Here is a 26,771-nt window from a genome sequence, read left to right as displayed (position 1 = left end):
ATGAGGCACTGCATGCAAATCAAACTCGCCAACCCCCGCGGCTTTTGTGCCGGAGTGGACCGCGCGATCGAAATCGTCAATCGCGCTCTGGAAGTGTTTGGTCCGCCGATTTATGTGCGCCATGAAGTTGTTCACAACAAATTTGTCGTCGAAGACCTGCGCTCTCGCGGTGCTATCTTCGTCGAAGAGCTGGATCAGGTGCCGGACGACGTCATCGTTATCTTCAGCGCCCACGGTGTCTCCCAGGCTGTGCGTACCGAAGCTGCAGGCCGTGGTCTGAAAGTGTTCGATGCTACCTGTCCGCTGGTGACCAAGGTACATATCGAGGTCGCCCGTTACAGCCGCGACGGCCGCGAGTGCATCCTGATCGGCCACGCCGGTCACCCGGAAGTCGAAGGCACCATGGGCCAGTACGATGCCGCCAATGGTGGTGCGATCTATCTGGTCGAGGACGAAGAGGATGTTGCCAGCCTGCAGGTGCGCAACCCTGAAGCCCTGGCCTTTGTGACCCAGACCACCTTGTCCATGGATGACACCAGCCGGGTGATCGACGCCTTGCGCAAGCGCTTTCCGGCCATTGGCGGGCCGCGCAAGGACGACATCTGCTACGCCACGCAAAACCGTCAGGACGCGGTCAAGCAACTGGCCGATGAGTGCGATGTGGTGTTGGTGGTGGGCAGCCCGAACAGCTCCAACTCCAATCGCCTGCGCGAGCTGGCCGAGCGCATGGCGACTCCGGCCTACCTCATCGACGGCGCCGAAGACATGCAACAGGACTGGTTCGACGGTGTAGAGCGTATCGGCATCACTGCGGGCGCTTCGGCCCCCGAAGTGCTGGTGCGCGGCGTGATCCAGCAATTGCAGGCCTGGGGCGCGACCGGTGCGGATGAGCTTGCCGGCCGCGAGGAGAACATCACCTTCTCCATGCCCAAGGAATTGCGCGTCAAGTCGCTGCTCTGAGGCTATTCAGCCACACAGCGCTGCATCGATTTTCGTGTCCTCGACCCTCACGCGGCCGGCCGGTGCGACTATCACTCGATAGTTGCTCACCGGCTGGTCTGCAGAGCAAATGTGCAACGTCCTGGCGGTTCTGCGCCGTAACGTCCCCAAACCGTTGAAACTGATTTCCTCTACACGCTTGCGGTTATCGACCACTCGCGTTGTGCCGCCATTGGCGCGTTCGATCAGCACCGGATCGTTTTCGTCGGGACCTTTGCCATCTGCGTCGAGTATGATCCGCCAGCCGTTGCTCCAGTCGTTCTCGATGGCATGAAGCGTAACGATCTGGTTGCGTGTGATTGCGGCCGCTCTCGCCGAACGAATGCCGCTGGCCAGCTCCCGGGCGGTCGCAAGGCCTCGGCTGGAATCAATGAGTTCCTTGAAAGAGGGGGTTGCGACGTTGGCCAGGATGGCCACCAGTGCAACGACGATCAATAATTCGATCAGTGTGAACCCTGCATGCTTCATATGCTTTCCTCCCTGGAAACCGCCGTTTCAATACACTGCGGGCGTTCGTCGTCGCAAAACAACCGTACGTCCCGCTATGGATTTTCCAGCGGCGTTGCTGCCTTATAGTCGTAACGTCTAGGAGACACTCAATGCGTCATATAGCCAAGGGATTCAGCCTCATCGAATTGTTAGTCACTGTGTCCCTGGTGGGCATCCTGGCGGCTATCGCTATCCCGAATTTCACCAGCTCCATCCAGAGCAACAAGGCCGATACCGAACTCAGCGATTTGCAGCGGGCGCTCAACTATGCGCGACTCGAGGCGATAAACAGGGGAGTGGCGGTGCGTATAGCGCCGACCAGCGGGACGGCGTGGACTAACGAATTGCAGGTGTATCTGGTTTCCGATACTCAGACGACGCCCACTGCGCTGCGAAAAATAGCGGCCATGAGCAGCGGCGCCACGCTGGTGGCCGATAACAATGCCACAGCAATTGATTTCAACAACCTGGGCGCGCTCATTGCCCCGGCTGCGGCGGTGACCATGACTTACACCCGAGGCACCATTAGCAAAACCATAAAGGTCTGTCTGACCGGTCGTATCACCTTGGGTGGAGGCTGCTAATGGCTGGTGAAACCCGATATCGCCAGACCGGTATGACCTTGATCGAGGTACTGGTCTCGGTATTGATTCTGGCCATCGGCCTGCTGGGCGCCGCGGCCATTCAGCTCAACGCGCTCAAGTACACCGACAGCGCGACCATGAGCAGTCAGGCGAGCTTCATTGCTTACGACATGATGGACCGCATCCGTGCCAATGTTGATGGTAATGCCAGTGCCAATGGGTCGACCAATGTACTGGCGACTTATGCCTTGGCGAATCTGGATGCGGCGCCAGCGGCCAATCCGAACGATGCCAGAGCGCAGGATCTCTCTGATTTCAGAGGCAACATCATCAACTTTGCAGGCTCGAGCGGTACCGGCAGCATTGATATCACCGGAGCTCCTGAAGTGACCATTAACATCGGCTGGAGCGACACAAGGGCTGCGGGATCGAGCAATCAGGCAACCGGGAACACGACCGGCAGCCCGAGCAACCGGAGTTTTACGCTGACCTCGCGGATCGGGGTCAACCCATGAGAAAGCTTTCCAGGGGCTTCGGTCTGGTCGAAATCATGGTGGCGCTGGTCCTGGGGCTGGTGGTCAGCCTGGGTATCGTGCAGATATTCACGGCTGCCAGAGGCACCTACCAGAGCCAGAATGCCGCAGCGCGGATGCAGGAGGATGCGCGTTTCCTGCTGAGCAAACTGATTCAGGAAATCAGGATGACCGGCATGTATGGCTGCCTGAGCTTCAAAAACAACACGCCTGTATCTCCTGCTATCCCGTGGCCGATCGCACTGGATACTCCAATTCTCTGGGATAATCCGAGCAGGACGCTGACGCTGGTGACGGCCGACGTGGGGACCACAGGCAGTACGCCCACCTGGACCATCGTTTCAGACTGTCAGTCCAAGACGCAGATTTACGCCAGTACTCGTGCGCCAGATGCGGGGCAGACGGCCTTTCCGTTGCGGCAGTTGGTCTACACGCTCAGCGGAACAGACTTGACCATAAAATATGGCACGGACGGCACTCCGCAGCCGCTGTTGCAGAACGTCGCGGACTTCAGTGTTTCTTTCGGCATGACGGGTAACCCGATGTCCTATACCACGGCTGTTACCAAGGCCAACGCCGACGCTGTGCGCAGTGTGCGTATCAGCCTGACGCTGCAGGATGGGCAGAACGGCATCGTCAAGCCTCAGCAGTACAACGTTGTCGCTTACTTGCGTAATCGCTTTTGAACGGGCCGGGCATGAACAGGATCGTGCGATTCAAATCGATACAGGCTTTCCCTGCCCGGCAGGGCGGTATGGTGTTGCTGGTCAGTCTGGTGTTTCTGCTGCTGCTCACTCTGCTGGGTATCTCTTCCATGCAGAACGCCACGCTGCAGGAAAAGATGGCGGGAAGCGTCACCCTGCGCAATCAATCCTTCCAGAAGGCCGAAGCGGCATTAAGGCTGGGAGAGTCTTCGATCAAGGTGGCCGGATACACGCTGGCCAAGTGTACAAACTGCGCCCCACCCGCTGAATCAACCACGCTGACCGCCGCGGGAGTGGGGGCGTCCGGGGTGAGCTGGCTGGCAGCAGGTGGTGGCTTTTACGGTGTACAGAATCTGGGGACCACTGCGACACCTGTGAATCGGCCACCGATCTGTACCGGGACAGTAACGCTCTATCGCGTGACATCAGTCGCTATTCAAGGCACATCGCGCACGGTGCTGGAGAGTATTTATGCCAATTGCTGAGAAACTCCGTCGCAGCCTGAAGTATCTCGGCGGTGCGCTTTTGGCTTTTTATGCCCTTACGCCCGTGTATGCGTTTACGCCAGCACAAGTACCGTTGCTCAGTGCGTCGGCCGTGCCGCCTAACCTGATGCTACTGGTGGATAACTCCGGGAGTATGTACAACATCATCTGGGCCGCCGGCTTTGATCCGACGGTGACCAATCGTCCCTCGATTATCTATGCGCAGCCTGGGTCATGCGGTGTTTTTAACTGCAGAGGCGTCTCCATTCAGGGCGACGACACGCTCTCGCTGGACTCTGCCGGGCCTTACACGTGCAGAAGCGATTACACCTACGTTGCGCGTGACAACGTGGGTTACTGCCTGAAGTTGCCCGATCCGGCCGGCAACGAGAGCACCACTCGCTACACTGCAGATTACCTCTCTTATCTGGTTGACCTGACGCGGGCCGCCAACACCACTACCAAAGACTTCACCGTCAATAACATCATTCCCAACGATTACCGTATCAATGTCGCGCGCAACGTTTCATTGAACCTCGTTGCCAACAACAAATCCCTGAGAATCGGTCTGGCCGGGTTCAACCCGCCGACCAACGCTGATCCCGGGCGTGGAGGGAAGATTTCCAGACCTGTTGCAGATCTGTCCCCTGTCGCCAGTAACCCTTACAACAACGGCGGTGTCAGCCAGGCTGATGCAAACGATAATGTCACTGCCCTCAATGCGGCCATCAATGCACTGCGAGGCGACTCCAATACGCCGTTGGCCGAAACGTATTATGAGATAACCCGCTACTTTCGGGGCATGACCCCGTATTACGGTTATAGCGGGGCACCGACGACCTACACCAGCCCTATACAGTACCGGTGCCAGAAAAACTTTGGCGTGGTGATCACTGACGGCTTGCCGACATACGATCGGACGTTCCCGACCAACGATCCGGAGGATGTACTCAATACCTCCCGCTCACTGCCCAATTGGGACTTGAATGCGGCCAATGACGGGGCCAATCTTAATGGTGATGGTGAGGGCGATACGCTTTATCTGGACGACCTCGCCAAGTTCGCCTATGACATCGACATGCGAAGAGCGAGCAGTACACCTGCCACTGACCTGACCAAGAAAAGTTGGGACACAGACGGCTTCTCTCAACAGAACATGACTACCTACACCATTGGTTTCACAGCCGCCAACCAGATGCTGATAGACGCTGCCGACAATAATCATGGGCACGGCAAGTATTTCCAGACCAATGACAGCGCCGGTTTGAACAACGCCTTGAACCTCGCATTGAGCGATATCTATGCCAAGGCCGGTTCAGGCGGCGGTGGCGTGGCAAACTCGTCCACCCTTCAGGCGGGCAGCCGCTTCTACCAGACGCTTTATGACCCGACGGACTGGCATGGCACGATCAAGGCTTACAATCTGGACGCTACGACAGGAGCGCTGAGCGCCCCTGTCTGGACCACCGATACCACGATCACCAGCAGCACCAAGGCGCCTGTGTTCGAGTCATGGAGCACAGCGGCGACACCGACGAAAATCACTCTGGATTTTCTGAATTTCACGCAGGCGCAACGCGATGCCTTTACCGCTACGCTGCCGAGCGGAGTGACCGGCGCGGAGGTTATTGCCTGGGCCAAAGGCACGGCCAATGCCAAGCTTCGTACTCGTGCCACGCTCTTGGGCGATATCGTCAATTCATCATTGGGTGCCGGGCTGCCGACAGAGAAGACGGCGTCTGATTTGCTTGGCGACACCACTTACACGACGTACCTTTCTGCCAAGTCCAGCAACATGAGTTCCAGTCTGCTGGCCAACGCCAACGATGGCTTCTTCAATGTGATCGACGCCAGCTCCGGTGCGCGTAAATACGCGTATATGCCGTCCACGTCTCTGAGTTCATTGGCGACCATTTCATCCTCTTCCTACGGTTCCGGCGTTCACCGTTTCACGGTGGATGGTCAGATTGCAGTCTTCGATACGCAGGCATCCGCAGGGAGTGTATGGCGCACGGTGGCTTATTCCGGGCTGGGCGCTGGCGGCAAGGCTTTTTTTGCGATCAAGCTTTTCGAAGGTTCGGCAGACAGCATCGGGGCATTGTGGGAGGTCAAGGCTCCCGACACTTCAGACACCAACAACAAGTTCAACAACCTTGGATACACCTACTCCAAGCCGGATGTAGCACGTATGGCCGATGGCACCGGGATCGTTGTTGTGGGCAACGGTTACGGCAGTTTTACCGGGAGGGCGTCCCTGTATGTACTCAACGCCAACACCGGACAGTTCATTGCCGAAATTCCGACTCCGGTCACTGGCAGCGAAACGGATAACGGGTTGTCTTCGGTGAAACTTCGGGTCAATTCGCAGAATGTCGTTCAAGCAGCCTATGCGGGCGATCTCAAGGGCCGCCTGTGGAAGTTCGACATGAGCGGGGCCGCAGCATCCAGCTGGAAAGTCGCTTTCAATGGCTCACCCCTGTTCACTGCACCTCAGGGAGCCAGTCAGTCGATTACCGTTCAGCCCTTGTTGCTGGACCATCCACTCAACGGCAAGATCGTGTATTTCGGTACCGGGAAATTCAGCGAAACTGCGGACAAGCAGACCAGCTCGTTGCAGGATTTCTATGCCATCTGGGATGGCGACAACGGTTCAGGCAACATCGTTGAGGCCAATCTGCAGCCCCAGGCCATTAACGGGACGGTAGTCGGAAGTGGCAATACGTATTACACCACGACTTCCAATGATGTGGATTGGGGCACCAAGAAAGGCTGGTACCTGCCGTTGGCAACCACGGCCCCCTATGTCGGCGAGCGGATTATCTATCCGGCACAAGCCTCTCGCGGTCGTATCATCTTCACCACGGCAGCCGTCAACTCTAGCGACCCTTGCGAAAGCACCGGGACCGGGCGCTTGTTCGAGCTGAACGCCGCGACTGGCAGCATGCTTAATTACCAGGTACTAGACACCAACAATGACGGCGATATCAACTCTTCGGATTTGATCATTGGCGGTCTCGGTATCGGTACCGGTATCCCGGTAGTGGCTTCTATCGTTGCCGGTACCAATGGGGCCAACGATAACAAGTACGTGATTGACTCCAGCGGCGGCCCGCCCACCAAGATTACTGAGAAGGGCGGTAGCGCTAACGTCTTCCAGCGCATCATGTGGCGACAAATCCAATAGGGAAACTAGACATGCGAGTGACATCCAGGGGCTTTACGTTGATCGAACTCATGATCGTCGTGGCGATTGTCGGTATTCTGGCGGCCATCGCGTACCCCAGTTACACCGAATACGTGAAGCGCACCCAGCGGTCGGCGATTGCCAGCCTGCTGTCCGAGCAAAGCCAGGCGCTGGAGCGGTATTATTCACGAGCGGCCACTTACGTAGGGGCCACCGTGAGCGGAGGTAATACGTACTACAGTATAACGCCGACCCTAACTGCCACCGACTTCACCCTGACAGCTGACCCTCGCGCAGGTACGCTGATGGCTGGCGACAAGTGCGGCAGTTTCGTGATCACTAACACCGGGGCGCGTACCAACACGGGCGCAACCAGCGGCGTCACTGCCAAAGATTGTTGGGGCCGCTAAACCGTTTCCTTGTCACGAGACCAAGATGTCCAAGCAGAAAGTAGTCATCGTAGGCGGTGGCGTCATAGGTCTGCTGACCGCCTTCAATCTCGCCTCCGAGCAGGTCAGCGTCGTGCTGCTGGATCGTTCGGGCGTTGGCCAGGAGTCTTCCTGGGCAGGCGGCGGGATTGTCTCGCCGCTTTACCCGTGGCGCTACAGCACTGCGGTCACCGCGCTGGCGCACTGGTCGCAGGATTTCTACCCGCACCTCGCCGAGCGTTTGCTCGCACAGACCGGTATCGACCCTGAAGTGCACAGGACCGGCCTGTACTGGCTCGATCTTGATGACGAGCAGTCTGCGCTTGAATGGGCTGCCCGCGAAAAACGTTCGTTGAACCGCGTGGATATCTCGGCGGTGAATGATGCCGTGCCGGTGCTGGGTGAGGGCTATTCGCGGGCGATCTACATGGCCGATGTGGCCAACGTACGTAATCCCCGTCTGGTCAAATCGCTCAAGGCCGCCTTGCTGGCATTGCCCAATGTCGAGATTCGCGAGCACTGTGAAGTCAGCGGCTTTACCCGTGAAGGCAGCAGGATTTCGGGTGTGCAGACGTCTGCAGGGGATATCACCGGTGATCGGGTGATTCTGGCGGCGGGTGCGTGGAGCGGCGAGTTGCTCAAAACCCTGAGTCTGGAACTGCCGGTCGAGCCGGTAAAAGGCCAGATGATTCTCTACAAGTGTGCATCGGACTTTCTGTCGAGCATGGTGCTGGCGAAAGGGCGCTACGCGATCCCGCGTCGCGACGGGCATATCCTGATCGGCAGCACCCTGGAGCATGAAGGGTTCGACAAAACCACTACGCAGGCCGCATTGGAAAGTTTGAAGGCGTCGGCCGTCGAATTGCTTCCGCCATTGGCCCACGCCGAGCCCGTCGCCCAATGGGCAGGCCTGCGCCCTGGTTCGCCTGAGGGCATCCCGTTCATTGGCCCGCTGGAAGGTTTTGACGGCCTGTGGCTCAACTGCGGGCATTACCGCAACGGTCTGGTGCTGGCTCCGGCGTCCTGCCAGTTGATCACTGACCTGCTGCTGGACCGCGAGCCCATCATCGACCCCGCACCCTACGCGCCTGCGGGGCGCCTGGCAGGCTAGCCATCCTCTCGGTCATTCGGAGCGTGGGGCACGATGGTGTTCTCTCGCGCACCTATCGTTCCGCACGCTCCCGCGTGGGAACGCCTTTCGTGACGCTCTGCGTCACACGTTTTTCGCCGCGCAACGCATTCAATCCAGGCCCAGCTTCTTCAGGCGATAGCGCAGTGACCTGAACGACAAACTGAGCCTTTCTGCCGCCGCAGTGCGATTCCAGCGTGTTTCTTCCAGTGCCTGCAGGATGAGCTGGCGTTCGATGCTTTCCAGGTAGTCTTCAAGGTTGTCGATGTCGGCCAGGCTCGGGCCGTCGCTCTCCTGAGGGCTGGCGGACTCTGTCAGGCGCAGGTCGCTGGCGTGGATTTCATCGTTCTCGCACAGCGTGTAGGCGCGCTCCAGCATGTTTTCCAGTTCGCGCACGTTACCGGGGAAGCGGTAGCTCTTCAGCGTTTCCAGCGCCTGCGCGTTCAGGCGTGCGACGGGTTGTGCGCCGTTCCCGGCAAGGCGCTTGAGCACGCTGGCTGCCAGTTGGTCGATATCCTCACGGCGCTCGCGCAATGGGGGCACGCGCACTTCGATCACGTTCAATCGGTAATAAAGATCCTGACGAAACCGACCGGCCGCGACCTCTGCATTCAGGTTCTTGTGGGTGGCACACAGAATACGTACGTCGACAATCTGCTCTTGCTGGCCGCCGACGCTGCGGATGGATTTTTCCTGAATGGCGCGCAGCAGTTTGACCTGCATGGCCAGCGGCAGGTCGGCGACCTCATCGAGAAACAGCGTGCCGGTGTGCGCCGCCTGAAACAGACCGGGCTTGTCTTCGTGGGCACCGCTGAAGCTGCCTTTGCGATGACCGAAGAATTCGCTCTCCATCAGCTCGGAAGGAATGGCGCCGCAGTTCACCGGTATGAAAGGTTTGTCGATGCGCGGACCCTGCTCGTGGATCAGACGCGCTACAAGCTCCTTGCCGCTGCCCGACTCGCCGCTGATGTAGATCGGCGCCTGGCTGCGGGCCAGTTTGCCGATCTGATTGCGCAAGGTACGCATTGCCAGCGAGTCGCCCAGCAGGCGGTTGTCGATGCTTCGCGTGGGTGGTGCGCCGGGCAGGCTCAGCGCGCTATTGACCAGCTCGCGCAACCTGCCGAGGTCGACCGGCTTGGTCACAAAGTCGAAAGCCCCGGCCTTCAGCGCGTTGATCGCCGTGTCCAGATTGCCGTGGGCAGTGATCATCGCCACCGGCACGTGGGGGTAGCCGTGCTGTATGTGTTGCACCAGCTCAAGGCCATTACCGTCAGGCAAACGCATGTCGGTCAGGCACATGTCGAACGGTTCGCGGGCCAGCCAGTCGTGCGCTTCGGCGACGTTACGGGCACTGCGGGTGTCGAGTTTCATGCGCCCCAGCGTGATCTCCAGGAGTTCGCGAATATCCGGCTCATCATCGACTATCAGGATTTTTTGCCGTTGGCTCATGCTCAGCTCGTCTTGAACGGGTGGGCGAAGGTAATGCGCAGGCAACTGCCACCTGTGGGGCGGGGCGCATATTCCAGGTGCGCCTGATTGCTTTCGCACAGTTCACGTGACAGATATAGACCAAGGCCGGTGCCTTTGCTCTCTGTGGTGAAAAACGGTTCGAAGATCTTGCTCAGGTGTTGCTCGCTGACCCCCGGCCCGTCGTCCAGCACTTCCAGCGTAGGCAGCTCGCTTCTGGGGTCATTGTGCAGTTTCAGCCAGACCTGTGCTGATGGATGATTTTTGCCGCTGTAGCGCAGGCCGTTCTGCAACAGGTTGGTCATGATTTGCGTCAGTTGTCCAGAATCCATGCGGGTTGTCAGCGTGCCGGGGCTTATGTCGACATGAATCGACTGATTGGGCGCAGCGGAACTGCGAAATTCAGCAACAAAGTGTTCCAGCCAGGTTTTCAGGTCGAGCAGTTCGGGTTGCGCTTCGCGTCTGCGCGACAATTGCAGGACATTTTCGATGACCCGATCAATGCGTCCCGACTGCTCATGAATGATCTGCCCCAGGCGTCGATCCGCTGCACTGAGCTCTTCCGATTCATTAAGCAACTGCGCCGCATGACTGACGGCACCCAGCGGGTTGCGTATTTCGTGGGCAATCCCGGCGGTCAGGCGTCCCAGTGCGGCAAGCTTGAGCTGCTGCGCCTGATGGGCAATCTGCGACAGGTCTTCGAGAAAAACCAGCGTCTGACGCTGATCTCCACGGTTGAGTGTGGCGAAGCTCGGTTGCAGTACCAGCCCCACGGGGGCGGTGGTGATGCTGCGCGGCACCATGATCGGATTGACGAGCCACTGGCGCAGGCGTTCGACCAGTTGTGGCGAGCAGGTGTCGATGAGCTGGCCGACCAGTTGTTCCTGGCCCAGCAGGTGTAAGGCCCCCTGATTGGCCAGCAGCACCTGATGGTTGGCATCCAGCACCAGAATGCCGGTACGCATGCGTTGCAGAATGAGTGCGTTGAGTGCCTCCAGGCTGTCGACATCCGCCGCGCGCTGCTCGGCCAGTACCTCGCTGACCTGCATGCGCGCTGTCAGCGCCTGCACCAGCAGGGCGGCGGCGAAGCACAAGGCGCCCAGCGAGCCAGCCTGCACGTAGTCGTTGGAAACCGAAGGTGTGCCGAAGCTGATGTAGAACGTCAGGTAGATGATGCCGATGGCCGAAACCGCAGCGATCAACAAGCCGATACGGCCGCGCAGCAACACATTGCTGATCGCTACCGAGGCAATCAACAGGTTGCCGATACCGCTGGAGGGCCCGCCGGCGGCGTAGAACAGCGCGGAGAGCATGATCGCGTCGGTCATCGCCAGGCCGAAAAACTGTGCCTGACGGCTGGGGCGTTCCAGCAGCACGACGACCAGAATGTTGAACACCAGATACAACCAGCAGCCCGAGCGGAACAGGTTCGGGTTGGCCAGTTGCAGCAGCTCGGTTTCCAGGCTGCTGGAAATCAACAGGACCAGTACGACGCCGATGGTCAGTCGATAGAGGTGGTACAGCCGCAGAATCCGCTGCGCCTGCGGGCTGACAAGGGACGGTGAGTCAGCGGTCACGTGCCGCGGGGCCCTGCAGCCGGTGTGCCTCGCTGCAATACCATTGCTGTGCCTGACTCAGCGCACGATCCTGCGGCAGATGAACGCCACACTGCGCGCATCGCACCATGGGTGTCGAGGCCAGTTCAGGCGGCTCGGCGCGGGATTTCGGCTTGGGGGGATTGATCAGACGCTTGACGAACCAGACCAACGCCGCGATCAACGCGACCCACATAAGTAAGCGAACCATGACTACCAGCTTAGTGATTGACGATGGCGCAGTGTAGCCAAGCCGCGAGCGGGCGCACAGGGGCAAAATTGATGCACAAAAAAAGAGGCCCGAAGGCCTCTTTTTTTATGCACTCAGGATCAGTCGAACAGACCCAGGGTCATGTAGCTGAACCACGAACGGCTCTTGGTGCCTTTCGCTTCGGCGTCTTTTTCCGCCTGTTCGTCCAGCTCGGCCTGATTCTCCGGCAGCAGTTCTTTCGGAATGGAATCCTTGGCGTCCTGGTACTGCTTCTTCATGTCCTGATCGGCGCGGGTCTGGCCCGGTGGCAGTGGAGCGCTGCCGTCGATCAGGCCAAGGGTCGCTTTCGACAGCCATGAGCGGTTATCGGCCTCGGCTTCACGCGGGGTGAACTTGCCGTCAGCCAGTTGCGGGTGGTTCGGGTAGTTGGTCTTCAGCACTTCCAGGCTGGTGGCAGCCAGGTCGTCAAGGTGCAGACGCTGATAGGACTCGACCATCACCGCCAGACCGTCGCCGACCGAAGGCGTCTCCTGGAAGTTTTCCACTACGTAGCGGCCACGGTTGGCGGCGGCGACATAGGCCTGACGGGTCAGGTAGTAGTCGGCTACGTGGATTTCGTAGGACGCCAGCAGGTTGCGCAGGTAAATCATGCGTTGCTTGGCGTCAGGCGCATAGCGACTGTTCGGAAAGCGGCTGGTCAACTGGGCGAATTCGTTGAACGAGTCACGCGCAGCGCCCGGGTCACGCTTGGTCTGGTCCAGCGGCAGGAAGCGCGCCAGGAGGCCCACGTCCTGGTCGAAGGAGGTCAGGCCCTTCATGTAATACGCATAGTCGACGTTCGGGTGCTGCGGATGCAGGCGGATGAAACGCTCGGCAGCGGATTTGGCTGCTTCGGGTTCACCATTCTTGTAGTTCGAGTAGATCAACTCGAGCTGAGCCTGATCGGCGTAGCGACCGAACGGATAGCGAGATTCCAGCGCCTTGAGCTTCTCAGTGGCACTGTTATAGCTGTTATTTCCCAGGTCGGCCTGCGCCTGCTGGTACAGCTCGACTTCGCTGAGGTTTTCGTCGATGACTTCCTTCGACGAACAGGCCGCAGTCAATGCGAGGATGGCGATCAGCAGCAGGTGTTTCACTTGCATGGCGGCTTGCGTCCCTATAACGGCCTGCTGTCTTGGGCGGGGCCGTCCTGTTATGATGAGCGCCCCGCGATACCGGCGGGACAAAAGACGCCGTATTTAACCACAAGCGCGCTGCCGAAACCAAAGGCTAGCCGCCACCTAGTCTGGTCATGTCCGAAAATATAGAACTTCGCGCAGAGGTGCCGTCCGAATTGGGCGGTCAACGCCTCGATCAAGTCGCCGCACAATTATTCGCTGAGCACTCGCGCTCGCGCCTTTCCGCCTGGATCAAGGACGGCCGCCTGACTGTGGACGGAGGCGTTCTGCGCCCTCGCGACATCGTGCACGGTGGCGCTGTTCTCGAGCTGATTGCCGAGCAGGAGGCCCAGGGTGAATGGGTCGCTCAGGACATCGAGCTCGACATCATCTATGAAGACGACCAGATCCTCGTCATCAACAAGCCCGCCGGGCTGGTGGTGCACCCGGCTGCCGGTCATGCCGACGGCACGCTGCTCAACGCCCTGCTGCACCATGTACCGGACATCATCAATGTTCCGCGTGCCGGCATCGTGCACCGTCTGGACAAGGACACCACCGGCCTGATGGTGGTCGCCAAGACCATTCAGGCGCAGACACAGCTGGTTACCCAGTTGCAGAGTCGCAGTGTCAGCCGTATCTACGAGTGCATCGTGATCGGCGTGGTGACCGCAGGCGGCAAGATCGACGCGCCCATCGGCCGTCACGGTCAGCAGCGCCAGCGCATGGCGGTGATGGAAGGCGGCAAGCAGGCGGTCAGTCATTACCGCGTGCTGGAGCGCTTCCGTTCGCACACTCATGTACGGGTCAAGCTGGAAACCGGGCGTACCCACCAGATTCGCGTGCACATGGCGCATATCAACTATCCGTTGGTCGGCGACCCTGCCTACGGCGGTCGTTTCCGTATTCCGCCAGCGGCCAGCCTGACCATGGTCGATTCGCTCAAGACCTTCCCGCGGCAGGCGTTGCATGCCCGCTTCCTGGAGCTGGATCATCCGACCACCGGTAAGCGCATGAGCTGGGAATCGCCATTGCCGGACGATTTCGTCTGGTTGCTGTCCCTGCTCAAGCAGGATCGCGAGGCGTTCATCGGGTGAATGACTGGCTGATACCTGACTGGCCTGCGCCAGCACAGATCAAGTCCTGCGTTACCACTCGCTCGGGTGGGGTCAGCCTGGCTCCGTTCGACAGCTTCAATCTGGGCGATCACGTCGATGACAGCCCGCAGGCCGTGGCGAGCAATCGCCAGCGCCTGACCGCCAGTCTCAAGGCTCAGCCCGCCTGGTTGAAGCAGGTGCACGGCGTAGACGTCGTACCTGCCGATCCATCCCGCGTCGTCGAGGCCGATGCCAGCTGGACGAGCACGCCTGGCGTTGCCTGCACCATCATGACCGCCGACTGCCTGCCCGCGCTGTTCTGTCGTCGTGACGGTACGCGTGTGGCTGCCGCGCATGCCGGCTGGCGTGGGCTGGCGGCCGGGGTGCTGGAAGCGACGGCCGACAGCCTGCAGAGTGCTGCCGAAGACATCATGGTCTGGCTGGGGCCGGCCATCGGCCAGCCGTCGTTCGAAGTCGGTCCCGAGGTGCGCGAGGCCTTTACCGCCAGCCACCCGCAGACAGCCGCTGCGTTTGTCGCCAGTTCGAATCCTGATCGTTTCATGGCCGACATCTACGCGCTCGCCCGGTTAAGACTGGCAGCCCAAGGTGTCTCTGCCGTGTATGGCGGCGGGCTGGATACCTTCACCGACCCGCGCTTCTTTTCCTACAGGCGTGCCGCGCGCACTGGCCGCTTCGCTTCGCTGATCTGGATCGAACACGCCTGATTGCCGGGCTGTTTTGCACATTCCAGCTAGACTTGCCTGAACACTCGTCTGATCTGTATCAACCCCGGCCCGCTTGAAACGCGCAGAATCGTCCGCATCTAACTGGCTATTCAGCAGGTTTTCTTTATAGGTGTGTTCATTGCTCCGGCCTGCATTAAAGGAAGGTGACTAATGCGTATCGACAGATTGACCAGTAAATTACAGTTAGCGTTATCCGATTCCCAGTCGCTGGCCGTTGGCCTCGACCATCCCGCCATCGAACCTGCGCACTTGATGCAGGCGCTGCTTGAGCAGCAGGGCGGTTCCATCAAGCCTCTGCTGTTGCAGGTAGGCTTCGACGTCAACAGCCTGCGCAAGGAACTGAGTGCAGAGCTGGACCGCCTGCCAAAAATCCAGAACCCGACCGGCGACGTCAACATGTCGCAGGATCTGGCGCGCCTGCTCAATCAGGCTGACCGTCTGGCGCAGCAGAAAGGCGACCAGTTCATTTCCAGCGAGCTGGTGCTGCTCGCGGCAATGGACGAGAACAGCAAGCTCGGCAAATTGTTGCTGGGGCAGGGCGTCAGCAAGAAAGCTCTGGAAAACGCCATCAACAACCTGCGCGGCGAAGGTGCCGTGAATGACCCGAACGTCGAAGAGTCGCGTCAGGCGCTGGACAAGTACACCGTTGACCTGACCAAGCGTGCCGAAGAGGGCAAGCTCGACCCGGTGATCGGTCGTGATGACGAGATTCGTCGCACCATTCAGGTCCTGCAGCGCCGCACCAAGAACAACCCGGTGCTGATCGGCGAACCTGGCGTGGGCAAGACCGCCATTGCCGAGGGCCTGGCGCAGCGCATCATCAATGGTGAAGTGCCTGATGGCCTGCGCGGCAAGCGCTTGCTATCGCTGGACATGGGCGCGCTGATCGCCGGTGCCAAGTACCGTGGCGAGTTCGAGGAGCGCCTCAAATCGCTGCTCAACGAACTGTCCAAGCAGGAAGGCCAGATCATCCTGTTCATCGACGAGTTGCACACCATGGTTGGTGCCGGCAAGGGCGAAGGCTCGATGGACGCTGGCAACATGCTCAAACCTGCACTGGCGCGCGGCGAGCTGCATTGTGTCGGCGCCACCACGCTCAACGAGTACCGCCAGTATATAGAGAAGGATGCGGCGCTTGAGCGTCGATTCCAGAAAGTCCTGGTCGACGAGCCAAGCGAAGAAGACACCATTGCGATCCTGCGTGGCCTGAAAGAGCGCTACGAAGTGCACCACAAGGTCGCCATCACTGACGGCGCGATCATCGCAGCGGCCAAGCTGAGCCACCGCTATATCACTGACCGCCAGTTGCCGGACAAGGCCATCGACCTGATCGACGAAGCGGCCAGCCGTATTCGCATGGAGATCGACTCCAAGCCTGAAGTACTCGACCGCCTTGAACGTCGCCTGATCCAGCTGAAAGTAGAAGCTCAGGCCCTCAAAAAGGAAAAAGACGAGGCGGCGATCAAGCGCCTGGAAAAACTTCAGGGTGAAATCCAGCGTCTTGAGCTTGAGTACGCGGACCTTGAAGAAATCTGGACCTCGGAAAAAGCCGAGGTCACGGGCTCGGCACAGATCCAGCAGAAAATCGAACAGTCTCGCCAGGAGCTGGAAGCCGCGCGCCGCCGTGGCGATCTGAACCGCATGGCCGAGTTGCAGTACGGGATCATTCCCGACCTGGAGCGCAGCCTGCAAATGGTCGACCAGCACGGCAAGCCGGAAAACCAGTTGCTGCGCAGCAAGGTGACCGAGGAAGAAATTGCCGAGGTCGTGTCGAAGTGGACCGGTATCCCGGTGTCGAAGATGCTCGAAGGTGAGCGCGAGAAGCTGTTGCGCATGGAAACCCTGCTGCACAACCGGGTGATCGGCCAGGAAGAAGCGGTGGTCGCCGTCTCCAATGCCGTGCGTCGTTCGCGTGCCGGGCTTTCCGACCCTAACCGTCCGAGCGGATCCTTCATGTTCCTCGGCCCGACCGGCGTGGGCAAGACCGAACTGTGCAAGGCGCTGGCCGAATTCCTGTTCGACACCGAAGAGGCGATGGTGCGTATCGACATGTCCGAGTTCATGGAGAAACATTCCGTGGCTCGCCTGATCGGTGCGCCGCCAGGCTATGTTGGTTACGAAGAGGGCGGCTACCTGACCGAAGCCGTGCGTCGCAAACCGTATTCGCTGATTCTGCTCGATGAGGTCGAGAAGGCGCATTCCGATGTGTTCAACATCCTCTTGCAGGTGCTTGAAGACGGACGCCTGACGGACAGCCACGGGCGCACGGTGGACTTCCGCAATACCGTGATCGTCATGACTTCCAACCTGGGCTCTGCGCAGATCCAGGAGCTGGTCGGTGACCGTGAGGCGCAGCGTGCTGCAGTGATGGACGCAGTCGGTACGCACTTCCGTCCGGAGTTCGTTAACCGGATCGACGAAGTGGTGATCTTCGAACCGCTGGCGCGTGACCAGATCGCCGGTATCACCGACATCCAGCTGGGCCGCCTGCGCAAGCGTCTGGCCGAGCGCGAGCTGTCGATGACCCTGAGCCCCGAGGCGCTGGACAAGCTGATCGCCGTTGGTTACGACCCGGTCTATGGCGCACGGCCGCTGAAGCGGGCGATTCAGCGCTGGATCGAGAACCCGCTGGCGCAGATGATCCTCTCGGGCAGCTTCATGCCCGGTACGACTATCACCGGCAAGGTGGTCGACGACGAGATCACGTTTGTCTGACAGCGCTCGTCAACGCTCTATAGAAGGGCCCTCGAACCGAGGGCCTTTTTTTTGAGGCGTGGTCAGCAGTAGAATCAGGTCCGAGAGGCGATCTGAAAAAAAATCGCAAATCATTGTCTTAAAAAGCAATTTATAGGGTTGACAGGTGTTTTTAAAATTGTAGAATAGCGCGCCTCAGAGACGTGAACGCAACGATACAAACGAAGCGGAAAGGTCGATGAGATTGAAATCAACGAGTTAACAGCAAGCTGGTTTCAAGGCGACAGGTTGTAAAGTTGAATCTGAAATTGATAGTTCCGCGATAGCTCAGTTGGTAGAGCAAGTGACTGTTAATCACTGGGTCCCTGGTTCGAGTCCAGGTCGTGGAGCCAGATTTCGCAAGGTTCAATGCAGTTTCAGTCGGGGTATAGCGCAGTCCGGTAGCGCGCCTGCTTTGGGAGCAGGATGTCAGGAGTTCGAATCCCCTTACCCCGACCATATTTGGGTCGTTAGCTCAGTTGGTAGAGCAGTTGGCTTTTAACCAATTGGTCGTAGGTTCGAATCCCACACGACCCACCATTTTTGGTCAGTTTGTATCTGGCTGGATCTTAGGGAGTGACGCCACAAGCGTCACCCAAATAGAAAACGCCTCCTCGGAGGTGTTTTTTAGCATCATCGGGGTATAGCGCAGTCCGGTAGCGCGCCTGCTTTGGGAGCAGGATGTCAGGAGTTCGAATCCCCTTACCCCGACCATTTTCGCCCAGTTGTATCAGGGTTGAAGATCAGGACTCAAGAACAGTCGTTTTGAGTCCAACAGAAAAGGCGTCCTTCGGGACGCCTTTTTTGTTGGGTGAATTTTCATTTGAAACCGCGCTAAGCCGCCGTCTGATGCGAAATAGGGCACCGGCAAGCTCTGTGATGTCTGGAGTGCGCCGTACCGAGCGAGTGCTTGTGTACGGGGCCTCACGCATGACATCGGGTACTGGAATCAACGTGCTCGCAACTGACAGGCCGCTGCCTGCCTTACTGACTGGCCCGCGTCGGCGCTTTTTGACCCAGGCGTATCAGTTCGTTGGAGAAGCACAAACCAGCGATGATCAGGGCCGCTCCCGGATAGAGGCTTTCGCGCGGTACTTCATTGAGGGCTACAAATGCCAGCAATGCCGCAAACAGCGGTTCGGTGAGTTCAAGCGCTTGCACCTGGGATGGCTTGAGGTATTCGATGGCCTTGGTCGTGCAGAAAAAGCCGAGGATGGTCGGCAGGGCGGCCAGCGCCAGCAGTGCGGCAATAGCCATTGATGACAGCTCGCCGATCACGAAACCATCGGCGGCGGCCGGCATTAGCAGGTACAGGCTGCCGAAGAAGAGCAATTGACGAGTGAAATGCAGGCCCCCCGAAACGCCCATTTTTTTCATGGCAACTGAAAACGCTCCGTAGCCACAGCCTGCGATCGAGGCCAGCGCTGCACCTTCCAGAGTGAAGCCCTGTTGCAAATCAGCGCCGAAGATCACTGCAATCCCTGAGATGGCCAGTGCGGCACCCACGGTTGCGTTTGCAGTGATGGCATCCTTCAGTAACAGGCGCCCCAGAATGATCGACGAGATTGAGGCACTGGCCATGAGTACGACCACGACACCCGCCGCAGCGTAATGTCGGTAGGCGGACGTTTCGAAATGGAACAGCACGAAAATACCGAGGAACGCGCAGATCGCGGCCTGGCTCCATTTGGCGGCTGATGTCGGACGCTTGAGGAAACGCAGCACGATCGAGAGCAGGATGCACCCCAGTATCGTTTTGATGACGGCAACGCTGCTGGAGGTGAAGCCGTTGCTCATGAGTACCTTGCTGAGCACACCAATGGTTGCGTTCAGTGCGGCGGCGGAGAGCGCAAAGATAACGCCCTTGCTGAAATTGGATTGCATTGATGACGTTCCCTGTCGCTGGTTTGTCGTTTGAGAGGAGTGAAGCGATTGCGGGTGGCCTGCAGATCCACGCTGGCCTTGGCAATCATCGGGCAATGTTCGGCGAGTTAGATAAACCAGGTCAAGGCCTGAAAAGTTGTCGAATGCGGCAGCAACCCATAAAGCAGGTAATCCTTGGCGCCTGACACGAGCGTCAAAAGCAGTGCGAGCAAGACGTTGGCGCACGACCACGGAAAGCAGTTCCAGCTTACTGGGGCTGCGAATCAGCCGATTGACCAGCAGATACTTCAGGTTTGCCGGTGCGCCGATCAGCAGGCTTGCCAGTAGTAACAGCCGAGGCGTGGACTCGCCCAGGTAAATCGCCAGGCTGTGCCGGAAAGTTGATATTGTTTCGCCATCTTAATCGGCCGGGTTCAGTTGTTGATGTACGTTACAGAGACCGTGTTACCCGGGTTTACATCATGGACGATCATGATATATTAACGCGATAATGTGTTTAAAGGTGGATAAATTAAATTTAATTGTTGTTTCTCGATCAGTGAATGTACGCTCGTTTAAATATTGCCAGAGGGCGATAATGAGCATGCGTACGTCGAGGCGCTACAGGGCTTAATTCAATAGATTACCCGCTAATATGAGTGACTGCCATGAGTGATATTCTAAATAAAATAAAACATTACAAGCTTCAAGAAATAGAGGCGGCAAAAGCTAACGTACCATTAAGTCGCATCAAGCAGCGTGCCCTCGAACAGTCCAGTCCCCGCGGTTTTTATAAAGCACTGAAAGCAAAAGAACAGCAGGGTCTGTTGGGGCTCATTGCAGAAATAAAGAAAGCAAGTCCATCAAAAGGTCTGATTCGCGAAGACTTCAACCCGCCCGAGCTGGCGAAGGCTTATGAAACCGGTGGGGCCGCCTGTTTATCCGTTCTGACCGACACGCCCAGCTTCCAGGGTTCCCCGCAGTTTCTCATCGATGCGCGAAACGCTTGCGCCCTTCCTGTGTTACGAAAAGACTTCATGTTTGACACTTATCAGGTGTATGAAGCACGTGCCTGGGGTGCGGATTGCATATTGCTGATCATGGCCTCATTGACTGACGACCTCGCCGCCGAACTTGAAGATGCGGCCATGACGCTGGGGATGGACGTTCTGGTGGAAGTGCATGACGAACATGAAATGGAGCGTGCGCTCAAACTGTCTTCTCCGCTGCTCGGCGTCAATAATCGCAACCTGCATACCTTCGAAGTAGACCTCGGCACAAGCGAGCGACTGGCATCCATGGTGCCCGCAGGCAAACTGCTGGTCGGTGAAAGTGGCATCGGCAACCATAACGATTGCCTGCGACTCAAAAAATCCGGCATTACTACCTTTCTGGTCGGCGAAAGTCTGATGCGCAAAGAGGATGTTACTGCGGCCACAAGAACACTGCTGACCGGCAGTGCTGACTGACGCGTAGGAAACTCACGGCTCAGAGGGGCGTTAATGCGCTCCTCTGACCGTCCTGCACTTGTCCAGACGTATGCAGTTGATTGGCCCTGAATGCTGTGGAATCAGTATCCACAGCATCACGACCTGAAGCAGTAGAAAACCCTTAGAGCGAAAACCTGGCCACCAGCTTATTCATGTCTACAGCAAGCACTGAGAGCTCGGCACTGGCCGCCGCTGTCTGATTGGCCCCCGTTGCACTCTGGATGGAAAGATCGCGAATACTCATCAGGTTGCCGTCGACCGAACGTGCGACCTGCGCCTGCTGCTCCGATGCGGTCGCAATCATCAGGTTCATTTCGTTGATTTCATTGATTGCTTTCGCGATCAGGGTCAGTGCTGCTCCGGCTTCATGAGCGATGGTGAGTGTGCCACCGGCCTGATCGCAACTTTCACTCATGGCCTTGGTGGCCTGTGCAGTGCCCGTGAGGATGTCGCCAATCATTTTCTCGATTTCCTGAGTCGAGGTCTGGGTACGATGGGCCAGCGCTCTGACCTCATCAGCCACCACCGCGAAACCGCGTCCCTGCTCACCTGCCCGGGCGGCTTCGATAGCTGCGTTCAAGGCCAGGAGATTGGTTTGTTCCGCAATCGTACGAATGACTTCCAATACCTTGCTGATGTCCTTGGACTGCACGGCCAGACGCTCTACATCGACACTGGTGCTCTGCACGGTCTTGCTCAGTTTCTCGATGGCGTCAACCGTACTGGTAACCCGTGCTGCGCCGGTGCGGGTTGACTGATCAGAGGCTTTGGCTGCATCCGATGCAGCGGCAGCATTACGCGCCACCTCATCGACCGCAGCGGTCATCTGGTTAACGGCGGTGGCTGCCTGATCAATTTCGTTATTCTGGCGCAGCAAACCTTTGCTCGACTCCTCGGTGACCGCGTTCATTTCTTCAGCGGCGGATGCCAGTTGAGTGGATGAATCGCCGATCAGCTTGATCGTATCGCGCAGATTGTTTTGCATGACCTGGGTAGAGCGCATCAGGTCGGAAAATTCGTCTTTGCCCGTGACGGTAATCACGCTGCGCAGATCACCCTTGGCGATGGTGTCGTTGACACGCAGCATGTCGCGCAACGGCGTGACGATACTTTTGGTGAACAGCACGGCCAGCACAATCGTCGCCAGCGTCGCGGCTGCAATAATGAAGATCACAAACGTTAAGCCGCTTTGATACGAATCCTCGGATTCTTTTCCTGAGTTTGCCGCCTCGTCAATGTTCATTTGAACAAGCCCGTTCACAGCGTCGTCGAGAAGACGGGTAACAGGCGTCACGTTTGAACTCAGGTAGGCCAGCGCTTCAGTGGTTGCGTTTTGACGGATAAGTGCAATCACCTGGTCGAATGCAACCAGTGCTTTATCGGTGTTTTCCGACACGGCTTTGAACAGTTGTCCTTCTTTATCGCTGGCGACAAAAGGGGCGTAAAGTGCTACCTGCTTTTTCAACTCCTCACTCAGCGAAGCGATCATGCCGGACGTGGTGGCCATGTCCTGCGGATTGGTCTGGGACAGCATTCTGCGGACTTCCAGGCGCAGGCGCAGCATCGTGGCATTGATTCGGTCTGCAACCACCACGCTGGCCAATGCATCGTTTTCAATGTCTCTGGCCGTCTCGCGGATTTCTCCCATTTTCCATACTGAAATACCACCCAAGGCGACCAATAAGAGTGCAATAAACATAAAGCTGAGTGCTGCGCGCGCAGATACTTTCAAGTTTCTCATTGTCACTGACCTCCTTGTAGAATTGATTTTTCACGGCTTTAGAACTATCGGCTACCAGAAATATTACTTGAGGGGGTCGGGTTTGGTTTCTGGATTAGTTCGTGCATTAGTTGCGCACGGTTTTGTTCTTTAATTTGTTTAGTGCGCTTTTTTGGGGCGGGATTCATGTAAGTCAGAGGGTGTACAACTCGCTTGTCTTGAGCGTGCAATCAGTAGGCGCTTGAAAAGTAAGAGAAAAGCTATCTTTTTAGAGTGGCCGGACAGCCAGGCGCTCTTACCCCTCTCAATCGTAACCATTTAATACGGTCAGCGTTTCAGGGGTGTAAATCAGGGCTCAAGAGCAGTCGCTTTTGTCTGGAGGGTCCCGTGACGACTTGCTGCGTGAGCTATCCCGCGCAAGGCTTCATAACGATTCTCTGATCACCAGCGGGCAGTCCACCGGCTGGGAGCCCGACACTTCAAGGCTTTCAATCAGGTGCCGGGCGGCGTTGCGACCGATCTCGTAATACGGCAGTTGCACCGTGGTCAGCGCAGGAATGAACAGCTCGGCGATGCCGATCATGTTGTCATAACCCAGTACGGCAACATCGCCGGGGATTTTCAGGCCTTGGCCCAGCAGCAACTGGTAGGCACAAAAGGCAATGCGGTCATTGCCGCAGATCAGAATGTCGAACTGCGGACGCCCATCTATCATGTGTCGTGCAAGGATAGCGGCGGTTTCCCAGTAGGCATCGTGTTCGGACAGGTTGTACTGCAAGAGTTCGTCGCGAGTCAGGCCGAATGCCTCGCAGGCACGCAACATACCTGCTTGGCGGATTTCCCAGGCCAGGCTCTGTTTTGGCAGGTTTATGAACAGCGGGCGTCGATAGCCCTTGCTGAACGCGTGGTTCAAGGCGCGGTACTGACCCGTTTCGTCGTCTGGCACATAACTGACCAGGCTGCTGTCATCAGCTACGCAGTTGGCGAGCACCAGCGGCTTGCTCTTCAGGCGCTGGGGGATACTCACTTTGCGTAACCCCATGGCGCTGAAGATCAACCCATCCGGGCGGTGCGACAGCATCAGGTCAATGTTCTGGTCGGTAGGCGGATTGCTTAGCAGGTTGAGAATAAATACGTTCCAGCCTGCCTGCTGCGCGGTCTGTTCGATTGATAGCAGCAGCTCGACCGCAAACGGCGTGGTTGCGGTGTCCAGGGCAAATACGCCGATGGTTCGGGTCTGCAGGTTGTCGCCGCGAATCCTGCGAGCCGACAGGCTGGGTACGAATTGAAGCTCATCGATCGCGTTGCGCACTCGCTGATAAGTCTCCGGACTCAGTTTTCCCGGATCATTGAGCGCCCGAGACACCGTCATCAGAGACACACCGGCCAGTTTTGCAACGTCTTTAACTGAGGTCATGCGAAGCGGGGCCTGTCGGGTTGACTGATGATTATCATGCTACAGAGACCTGATTTTTTTCGCGACTTCAATGATTTACCGACAGGTATCCCGAGGCGAGTTGCCATGCGTCGGCGATGCAGACCCGGCCTCCGGTTCCGTTGGCAATAAGTTTTACCCCCAGGCTGTCGGTCTGTGGATAAAAACGGCTGCTGAAGCTGAAACTGCCGTTTTGCTCGAACACCTCGATGGACGAGCGATCAAGGAAGATCCGCAGTTCAAGCTGATTCTGTTGTGGATCTATCGCTACACTGCGCTGACCGCTGACGTGGGTGCCCGACTGAGTACGGTCGAGTATCAAACGTTTCAGCGACGCATCGTAGTAAAGCAGCGTCTGCTCATTGCCATCCTCACTGCAACGCAAGGCCACACCCAGGTGACCTTCGATGCAGTCGAGCAGGTCCAGGTGCACGTGGATTTCGAGCATGTCGCCGTGTATGTCGGCCAGCGATTGGCTACCCGCTTCGCTCCACCAGGGGGTGCCTGGCAGTGACGCGTTGCGCAACGCTGTCAGCTCGCGCGCGGGCTGCACGCACAGGCGATCGGCGCGTACTTCAAGTTCTCGCGGCAGGCCCAGCATGCCGCGCCAGTGATGTTCCTCGGTTGGGGTCGGGCTTTCCCACATGTCGATCCAGGCCCACAGCAGACGCCTGCCATCGGCAGCCACCAGCGTCTGCGCCGCATAGAAATCGTGACCGCTGTCCAGCTCGATAAAAGGCCCGCCGGTGAACTGCCATTGACTGTCGACCTGGCCCACTCGATAGCCGGTGTGAAACCTGTTCAGTCGCTCGTAGCGCTGCGCCGGCATGCCCTGGGGGGAGTAAAGCAGTACGTCGCGTTCATTGAGGCCAAACAGGTCCGGGCATTCCCACATATAGCCGTCGCCTTCGCCGCCTGTGGACACATAACTGACGAAGTCCCACGCGTGCAGGTCCCTGGATCGATAGAGCGGCAGCAGCGGTTTGTCGCCCAGGCGTGCGCCGGCAATCAGGTACCAGTGGCCATCCTGTCGCCAGACTTTCGGGTCACGGAAATGAATCATCCCGTCTTGCGGCGGGGTGTCGATAACGGCGCCGTGTTTGATGAAGCTGATGCCGTCGCTACTGGTGGCCAGGCACTGCACCTGACGGATGAAACGCTCGTCGCCCACGTCACCCAGCCACGTGTGCCCGGTGTAGATCAGCGCCAGGGTGTCGTCATGTACCACTGCACTGCCGGAAAAACAGCCGTCCCGGTCGAAGTCATCACCGGGTGCCAGGGCAATGGGCAGGTGCTGCCAATGGACCAGGTCGGCACTCTTTGCATGGCCCCAGTACATCGGGCCCCATTTCGCGTCGAACGGGTGGTGCTGATAGAACACGTGATATTCGCCACGAAAGAACACTACCCCGTTAGGGTCATTCATCCAGCCCGCAGGCGGGGCCAGGTGGTAACCGGGGCGATAATCGTGGACGAGCTGCGACAGACCCTCTTCCAGCGCATGGCGCGCGCGCTCGAGGGCAGGAGACATCGGCTTGCTCATGGCATTTGCAGAAAAACTCATAGGGTGCCTGCTTGTACGAGGTGCGGTGTGGTGCCGGGTGTCAGGTGTTGACTGGCGTCTGTGTGGCGCTTCAGGGCCAGGCCATCTGCGTCGAACAGGTGCAGGTTGCTGTCGTCGAATTGCAGCGCGACCTGATCGCCTGCCTGCCAGCCGGCCTTGGCATCGCAGCGACAAATCAAGGGCTCGCTCGCCCCGGTAGCCAGATGCACATAGACCTCGCTGCCCAGGTATTCGACACCGGATACCGTGACGCCAACGCCGTTGTTCGCAGCATTGAGGGTGATGTGCTCCGGGCGAACACCCAAGGTCAGTTGCGCATCCTCGGTCAGATTCGAGCTGTCGAAGGGCAGGGATTTCATACCCAGTGCCGGGATGTCGATCAGGCTGTTGCGACCCGGTGCCTGCAAGCTCACGGGCAGAAAATTCATTCTCGGCGAGCCCAGAAAACCGGCGACGAAAAGGCTGGCAGGGCGTTCGTAGAGTTCGCGTGGTGAGCCGACCTGTTCGACCTGACCGCCGTTGAGCACGACAATCTTGTCCGCCAGGGTCATCGCCTCGACCTGATCGTGGGTGACGTAGATCATCGTCGAGCCCAGCCGCTTGTGGAGCCGGGCGATTTCGTTGCGCATCTGGACCCGCAGCGAGGCGTCCAGGTTGGAAAGCGGTTCATCGAACAACAGGATGTCCGGTTCCCGCGCCATGGCTCTGCCCATGGCCACGCGCTGACGCTGCCCGCCGGACAATTCCCGGGGCTTGCGCTGCAGCAGTTTGTCCAGTTGCAGGATCTGCGCGGTTTTCAGCACGCGTTCGCGCAGGCTGCTTTTTTCCGTCTTGGCCAGCTTGAGGCCAAAACTGATGTTGTCGTAGACGCTCATGTGCGGGTACAGGGCGTAGGACTGAAAGACCATACCGACACCACGCTCGCGCGGTTCCAGGTCATTGACCCGTCGTCCGTCGATCAGCAGGTCGCCAGCACAGATCGAATCCAGTCCGGCGATCAAGCGCAGCAGCGTCGACTTTCCGCAGCCCGAAGGGCCGACGAACACAACGAACTCACCCGCAGCGATCTCCAGGCTGACATCGCGCAGAATGCGCGTGCCGCCCAATTGCTTGTTGATGTTGGCTAGCTTCAATTTCATCACGATGCTGTTCCTTGTC

Annotated in this window: 22 protein-coding genes and 4 tRNA genes; 16 read left to right on the top strand and 10 right to left on the bottom strand. The window is 58.3% G+C overall.

Annotated elements, in window-relative coordinates:
- Positions 1-12 precede the first annotated feature (12 nt).
- On the top strand, positions 13-960 hold the full coding sequence (ispH, locus tag LCH65_RS23785) for a 4-hydroxy-3-methylbut-2-enyl diphosphate reductase (protein WP_003371115.1): 948 nt from the start codon (positions 13-15) through the stop codon (positions 958-960).
- Positions 961-966: 6 nt separating this feature from the next.
- On the opposite strand, the gene LCH65_RS23780 is transcribed toward ispH, so the two are convergent.
- The gene (locus LCH65_RS23780; protein ID WP_003371117.1) at positions 967-1,467 is read right to left on the bottom strand and encodes a GspH/FimT family pseudopilin; all 501 of its coding nucleotides are present in this window, start codon (positions 1,465-1,467) and stop codon (positions 967-969) included.
- 131 nt (positions 1,468-1,598) lie between these two features.
- Here LCH65_RS23780 and LCH65_RS23775 point away from each other — a divergent pair, with 131 nt between their 5' ends.
- Genes LCH65_RS23775 through thiO form a run of 7 tightly spaced genes read left to right on the top strand, consistent with a single transcriptional unit; the run spans position 1,599 to position 8,517 of the window.
- Positions 1,599-2,072, top strand: a complete 474-nt coding sequence (locus tag LCH65_RS23775; RefSeq protein WP_002551984.1) for a GspH/FimT family pseudopilin — start codon at positions 1,599-1,601, stop codon at positions 2,070-2,072.
- Positions 2,072-2,587, top strand: coding sequence for a type IV pilus modification protein PilV (gene pilV / locus LCH65_RS23770; RefSeq protein ID WP_002551985.1), 516 nt, complete (start codon positions 2,072-2,074; stop codon positions 2,585-2,587). Before LCH65_RS23775 ends, pilV begins: the two co-directional genes overlap by 1 nt.
- Positions 2,584-3,291 (top strand): prepilin-type N-terminal cleavage/methylation domain-containing protein, encoded by a 708-nt coding sequence (locus tag LCH65_RS23765; RefSeq protein ID WP_003435649.1) that lies wholly within the window; start codon positions 2,584-2,586, stop codon positions 3,289-3,291. Before pilV ends, LCH65_RS23765 begins: the two co-directional genes overlap by 4 nt.
- Positions 3,292-3,302: 11 nt before the next feature.
- Complete coding sequence (locus tag LCH65_RS23760; protein ID WP_003371123.1) at positions 3,303-3,794, top strand: PilX N-terminal domain-containing pilus assembly protein; 492 nt, start codon at positions 3,303-3,305, stop codon at positions 3,792-3,794.
- The gene (locus tag LCH65_RS23755; RefSeq protein ID WP_226439854.1) at positions 3,781-6,978 is read left to right on the top strand and encodes a PilC/PilY family type IV pilus protein; all 3,198 of its coding nucleotides are present in this window, start codon (positions 3,781-3,783) and stop codon (positions 6,976-6,978) included. The genes LCH65_RS23760 and LCH65_RS23755 overlap by 14 nt, the downstream gene beginning before the upstream one ends.
- 11 nt (positions 6,979-6,989) lie before the next feature.
- The gene (locus tag LCH65_RS23750) at positions 6,990-7,388 is read left to right on the top strand and encodes a type IV pilin protein (RefSeq protein ID WP_003371127.1); all 399 of its coding nucleotides are present in this window, start codon (positions 6,990-6,992) and stop codon (positions 7,386-7,388) included.
- A 25-nt stretch (positions 7,389-7,413) separates the two neighbouring features.
- On the top strand, positions 7,414-8,517 hold the full coding sequence (thiO, locus tag LCH65_RS23745) for a glycine oxidase ThiO (RefSeq protein ID WP_003371129.1): 1,104 nt from the start codon (positions 7,414-7,416) through the stop codon (positions 8,515-8,517).
- Between the two features lie 129 nt (positions 8,518-8,646).
- On the opposite strand, the gene LCH65_RS23740 is transcribed toward thiO, so the two are convergent.
- The 4 genes from LCH65_RS23740 to LCH65_RS23725 form a co-directional block, all read right to left on the bottom strand.
- Entirely contained in the window at positions 8,647-9,984 is a 1,338-nt protein-coding gene (locus LCH65_RS23740; RefSeq protein WP_003371131.1) for a sigma-54 dependent transcriptional regulator, read from the bottom strand.
- A 2-nt stretch (positions 9,985-9,986) separates the two neighbouring features.
- Positions 9,987-11,579, bottom strand: coding sequence for an ATP-binding protein (locus LCH65_RS23735; RefSeq protein WP_003435661.1), 1,593 nt, complete (start codon positions 11,577-11,579; stop codon positions 9,987-9,989).
- Entirely contained in the window at positions 11,569-11,808 is a 240-nt protein-coding gene (locus LCH65_RS23730) for a PP0621 family protein (RefSeq protein ID WP_032609810.1), read from the bottom strand. Before LCH65_RS23730 ends, LCH65_RS23735 begins: the two co-directional genes overlap by 11 nt.
- A gap of 119 nt (positions 11,809-11,927) precedes the next feature.
- The gene (locus tag LCH65_RS23725) at positions 11,928-12,950 is read right to left on the bottom strand and encodes an outer membrane protein assembly factor BamD (protein WP_003371138.1); all 1,023 of its coding nucleotides are present in this window, start codon (positions 12,948-12,950) and stop codon (positions 11,928-11,930) included.
- A gap of 149 nt (positions 12,951-13,099) precedes the next feature.
- Here LCH65_RS23725 and rluD point away from each other — a divergent pair, with 149 nt between their 5' ends.
- The 7 genes from rluD (at position 13,100) to LCH65_RS23690 (ending at position 18,255) form a co-directional block, all read left to right on the top strand.
- Positions 13,100-14,062, top strand: a complete 963-nt coding sequence (gene rluD, locus LCH65_RS23720; RefSeq protein ID WP_002551999.1) for a 23S rRNA pseudouridine(1911/1915/1917) synthase RluD — start codon at positions 13,100-13,102, stop codon at positions 14,060-14,062.
- Positions 14,059-14,787: a peptidoglycan editing factor PgeF gene (pgeF, locus tag LCH65_RS23715; RefSeq protein WP_024662489.1), complete on the top strand. Its 729-nt coding sequence runs from the start codon at positions 14,059-14,061 to the stop codon at positions 14,785-14,787. Before rluD ends, pgeF begins: the two co-directional genes overlap by 4 nt.
- A gap of 171 nt (positions 14,788-14,958) precedes the next feature.
- Positions 14,959-17,523 (top strand): ATP-dependent chaperone ClpB, encoded by a 2,565-nt coding sequence (gene clpB, locus LCH65_RS23710; protein ID WP_072367034.1) that lies wholly within the window; start codon positions 14,959-14,961, stop codon positions 17,521-17,523.
- Between the two features lie 295 nt (positions 17,524-17,818).
- Positions 17,819-17,894, top strand: a tRNA-Asn gene (locus LCH65_RS23705).
- Between the two features lie 29 nt (positions 17,895-17,923).
- A tRNA-Pro gene (locus LCH65_RS23700) sits at positions 17,924-18,000 on the top strand.
- A gap of 5 nt (positions 18,001-18,005) precedes the next feature.
- Positions 18,006-18,081, top strand: a tRNA-Lys gene (locus LCH65_RS23695).
- 97 nt (positions 18,082-18,178) lie between these two features.
- Positions 18,179-18,255: transfer RNA gene (locus LCH65_RS23690), tRNA-Pro, on the top strand.
- 270 nt (positions 18,256-18,525) lie between these two features.
- On the opposite strand, the gene LCH65_RS23685 is transcribed toward LCH65_RS23690, so the two are convergent.
- Positions 18,526-19,425: an EamA family transporter gene (locus tag LCH65_RS23685; RefSeq protein WP_003371145.1), complete on the bottom strand. Its 900-nt coding sequence runs from the start codon at positions 19,423-19,425 to the stop codon at positions 18,526-18,528.
- A 647-nt stretch (positions 19,426-20,072) separates the two neighbouring features.
- On the opposite strand from LCH65_RS23685, the gene trpC reads away from it, so the two are divergent.
- Positions 20,073-20,873 carry an indole-3-glycerol phosphate synthase TrpC gene (trpC, locus tag LCH65_RS23680; RefSeq protein WP_226439853.1) on the top strand — a complete coding sequence of 267 codons (801 nt, stop codon included), beginning with the start codon at positions 20,073-20,075 and terminating at the stop codon, positions 20,871-20,873.
- Between the two features lie 142 nt (positions 20,874-21,015).
- On the opposite strand, the gene LCH65_RS23675 is transcribed toward trpC, so the two are convergent.
- From LCH65_RS23675 to ugpC, 4 genes are all read right to left on the bottom strand, one after another.
- Positions 21,016-22,635, bottom strand: a complete 1,620-nt coding sequence (locus LCH65_RS23675; protein WP_042930956.1) for a methyl-accepting chemotaxis protein — start codon at positions 22,633-22,635, stop codon at positions 21,016-21,018.
- 403 nt (positions 22,636-23,038) lie between these two features.
- Positions 23,039-24,031 (bottom strand): LacI family DNA-binding transcriptional regulator, encoded by a 993-nt coding sequence (locus tag LCH65_RS23670; RefSeq protein ID WP_003371156.1) that lies wholly within the window; start codon positions 24,029-24,031, stop codon positions 23,039-23,041.
- A 67-nt stretch (positions 24,032-24,098) separates the two neighbouring features.
- On the bottom strand, positions 24,099-25,613 hold the full coding sequence (locus tag LCH65_RS23665; RefSeq protein WP_226439852.1) for a glycoside hydrolase family 32 protein: 1,515 nt from the start codon (positions 25,611-25,613) through the stop codon (positions 24,099-24,101).
- On the bottom strand, positions 25,610-26,755 hold the full coding sequence (ugpC, locus tag LCH65_RS23660) for a sn-glycerol-3-phosphate ABC transporter ATP-binding protein UgpC (protein WP_275087169.1): 1,146 nt from the start codon (positions 26,753-26,755) through the stop codon (positions 25,610-25,612). The genes LCH65_RS23665 and ugpC overlap by 4 nt, the downstream gene beginning before the upstream one ends.
- Positions 26,756-26,771 lie beyond the last annotated feature (16 nt).

The organism is Pseudomonas sp. MWU16-30316, from assembly GCF_020515645.1.
Lineage (GTDB): Bacteria > Pseudomonadota > Gammaproteobacteria > Pseudomonadales > Pseudomonadaceae > Aquipseudomonas > Aquipseudomonas cerasi.
This window is presented reverse-complemented; position numbering and strand designations above follow the sequence as displayed.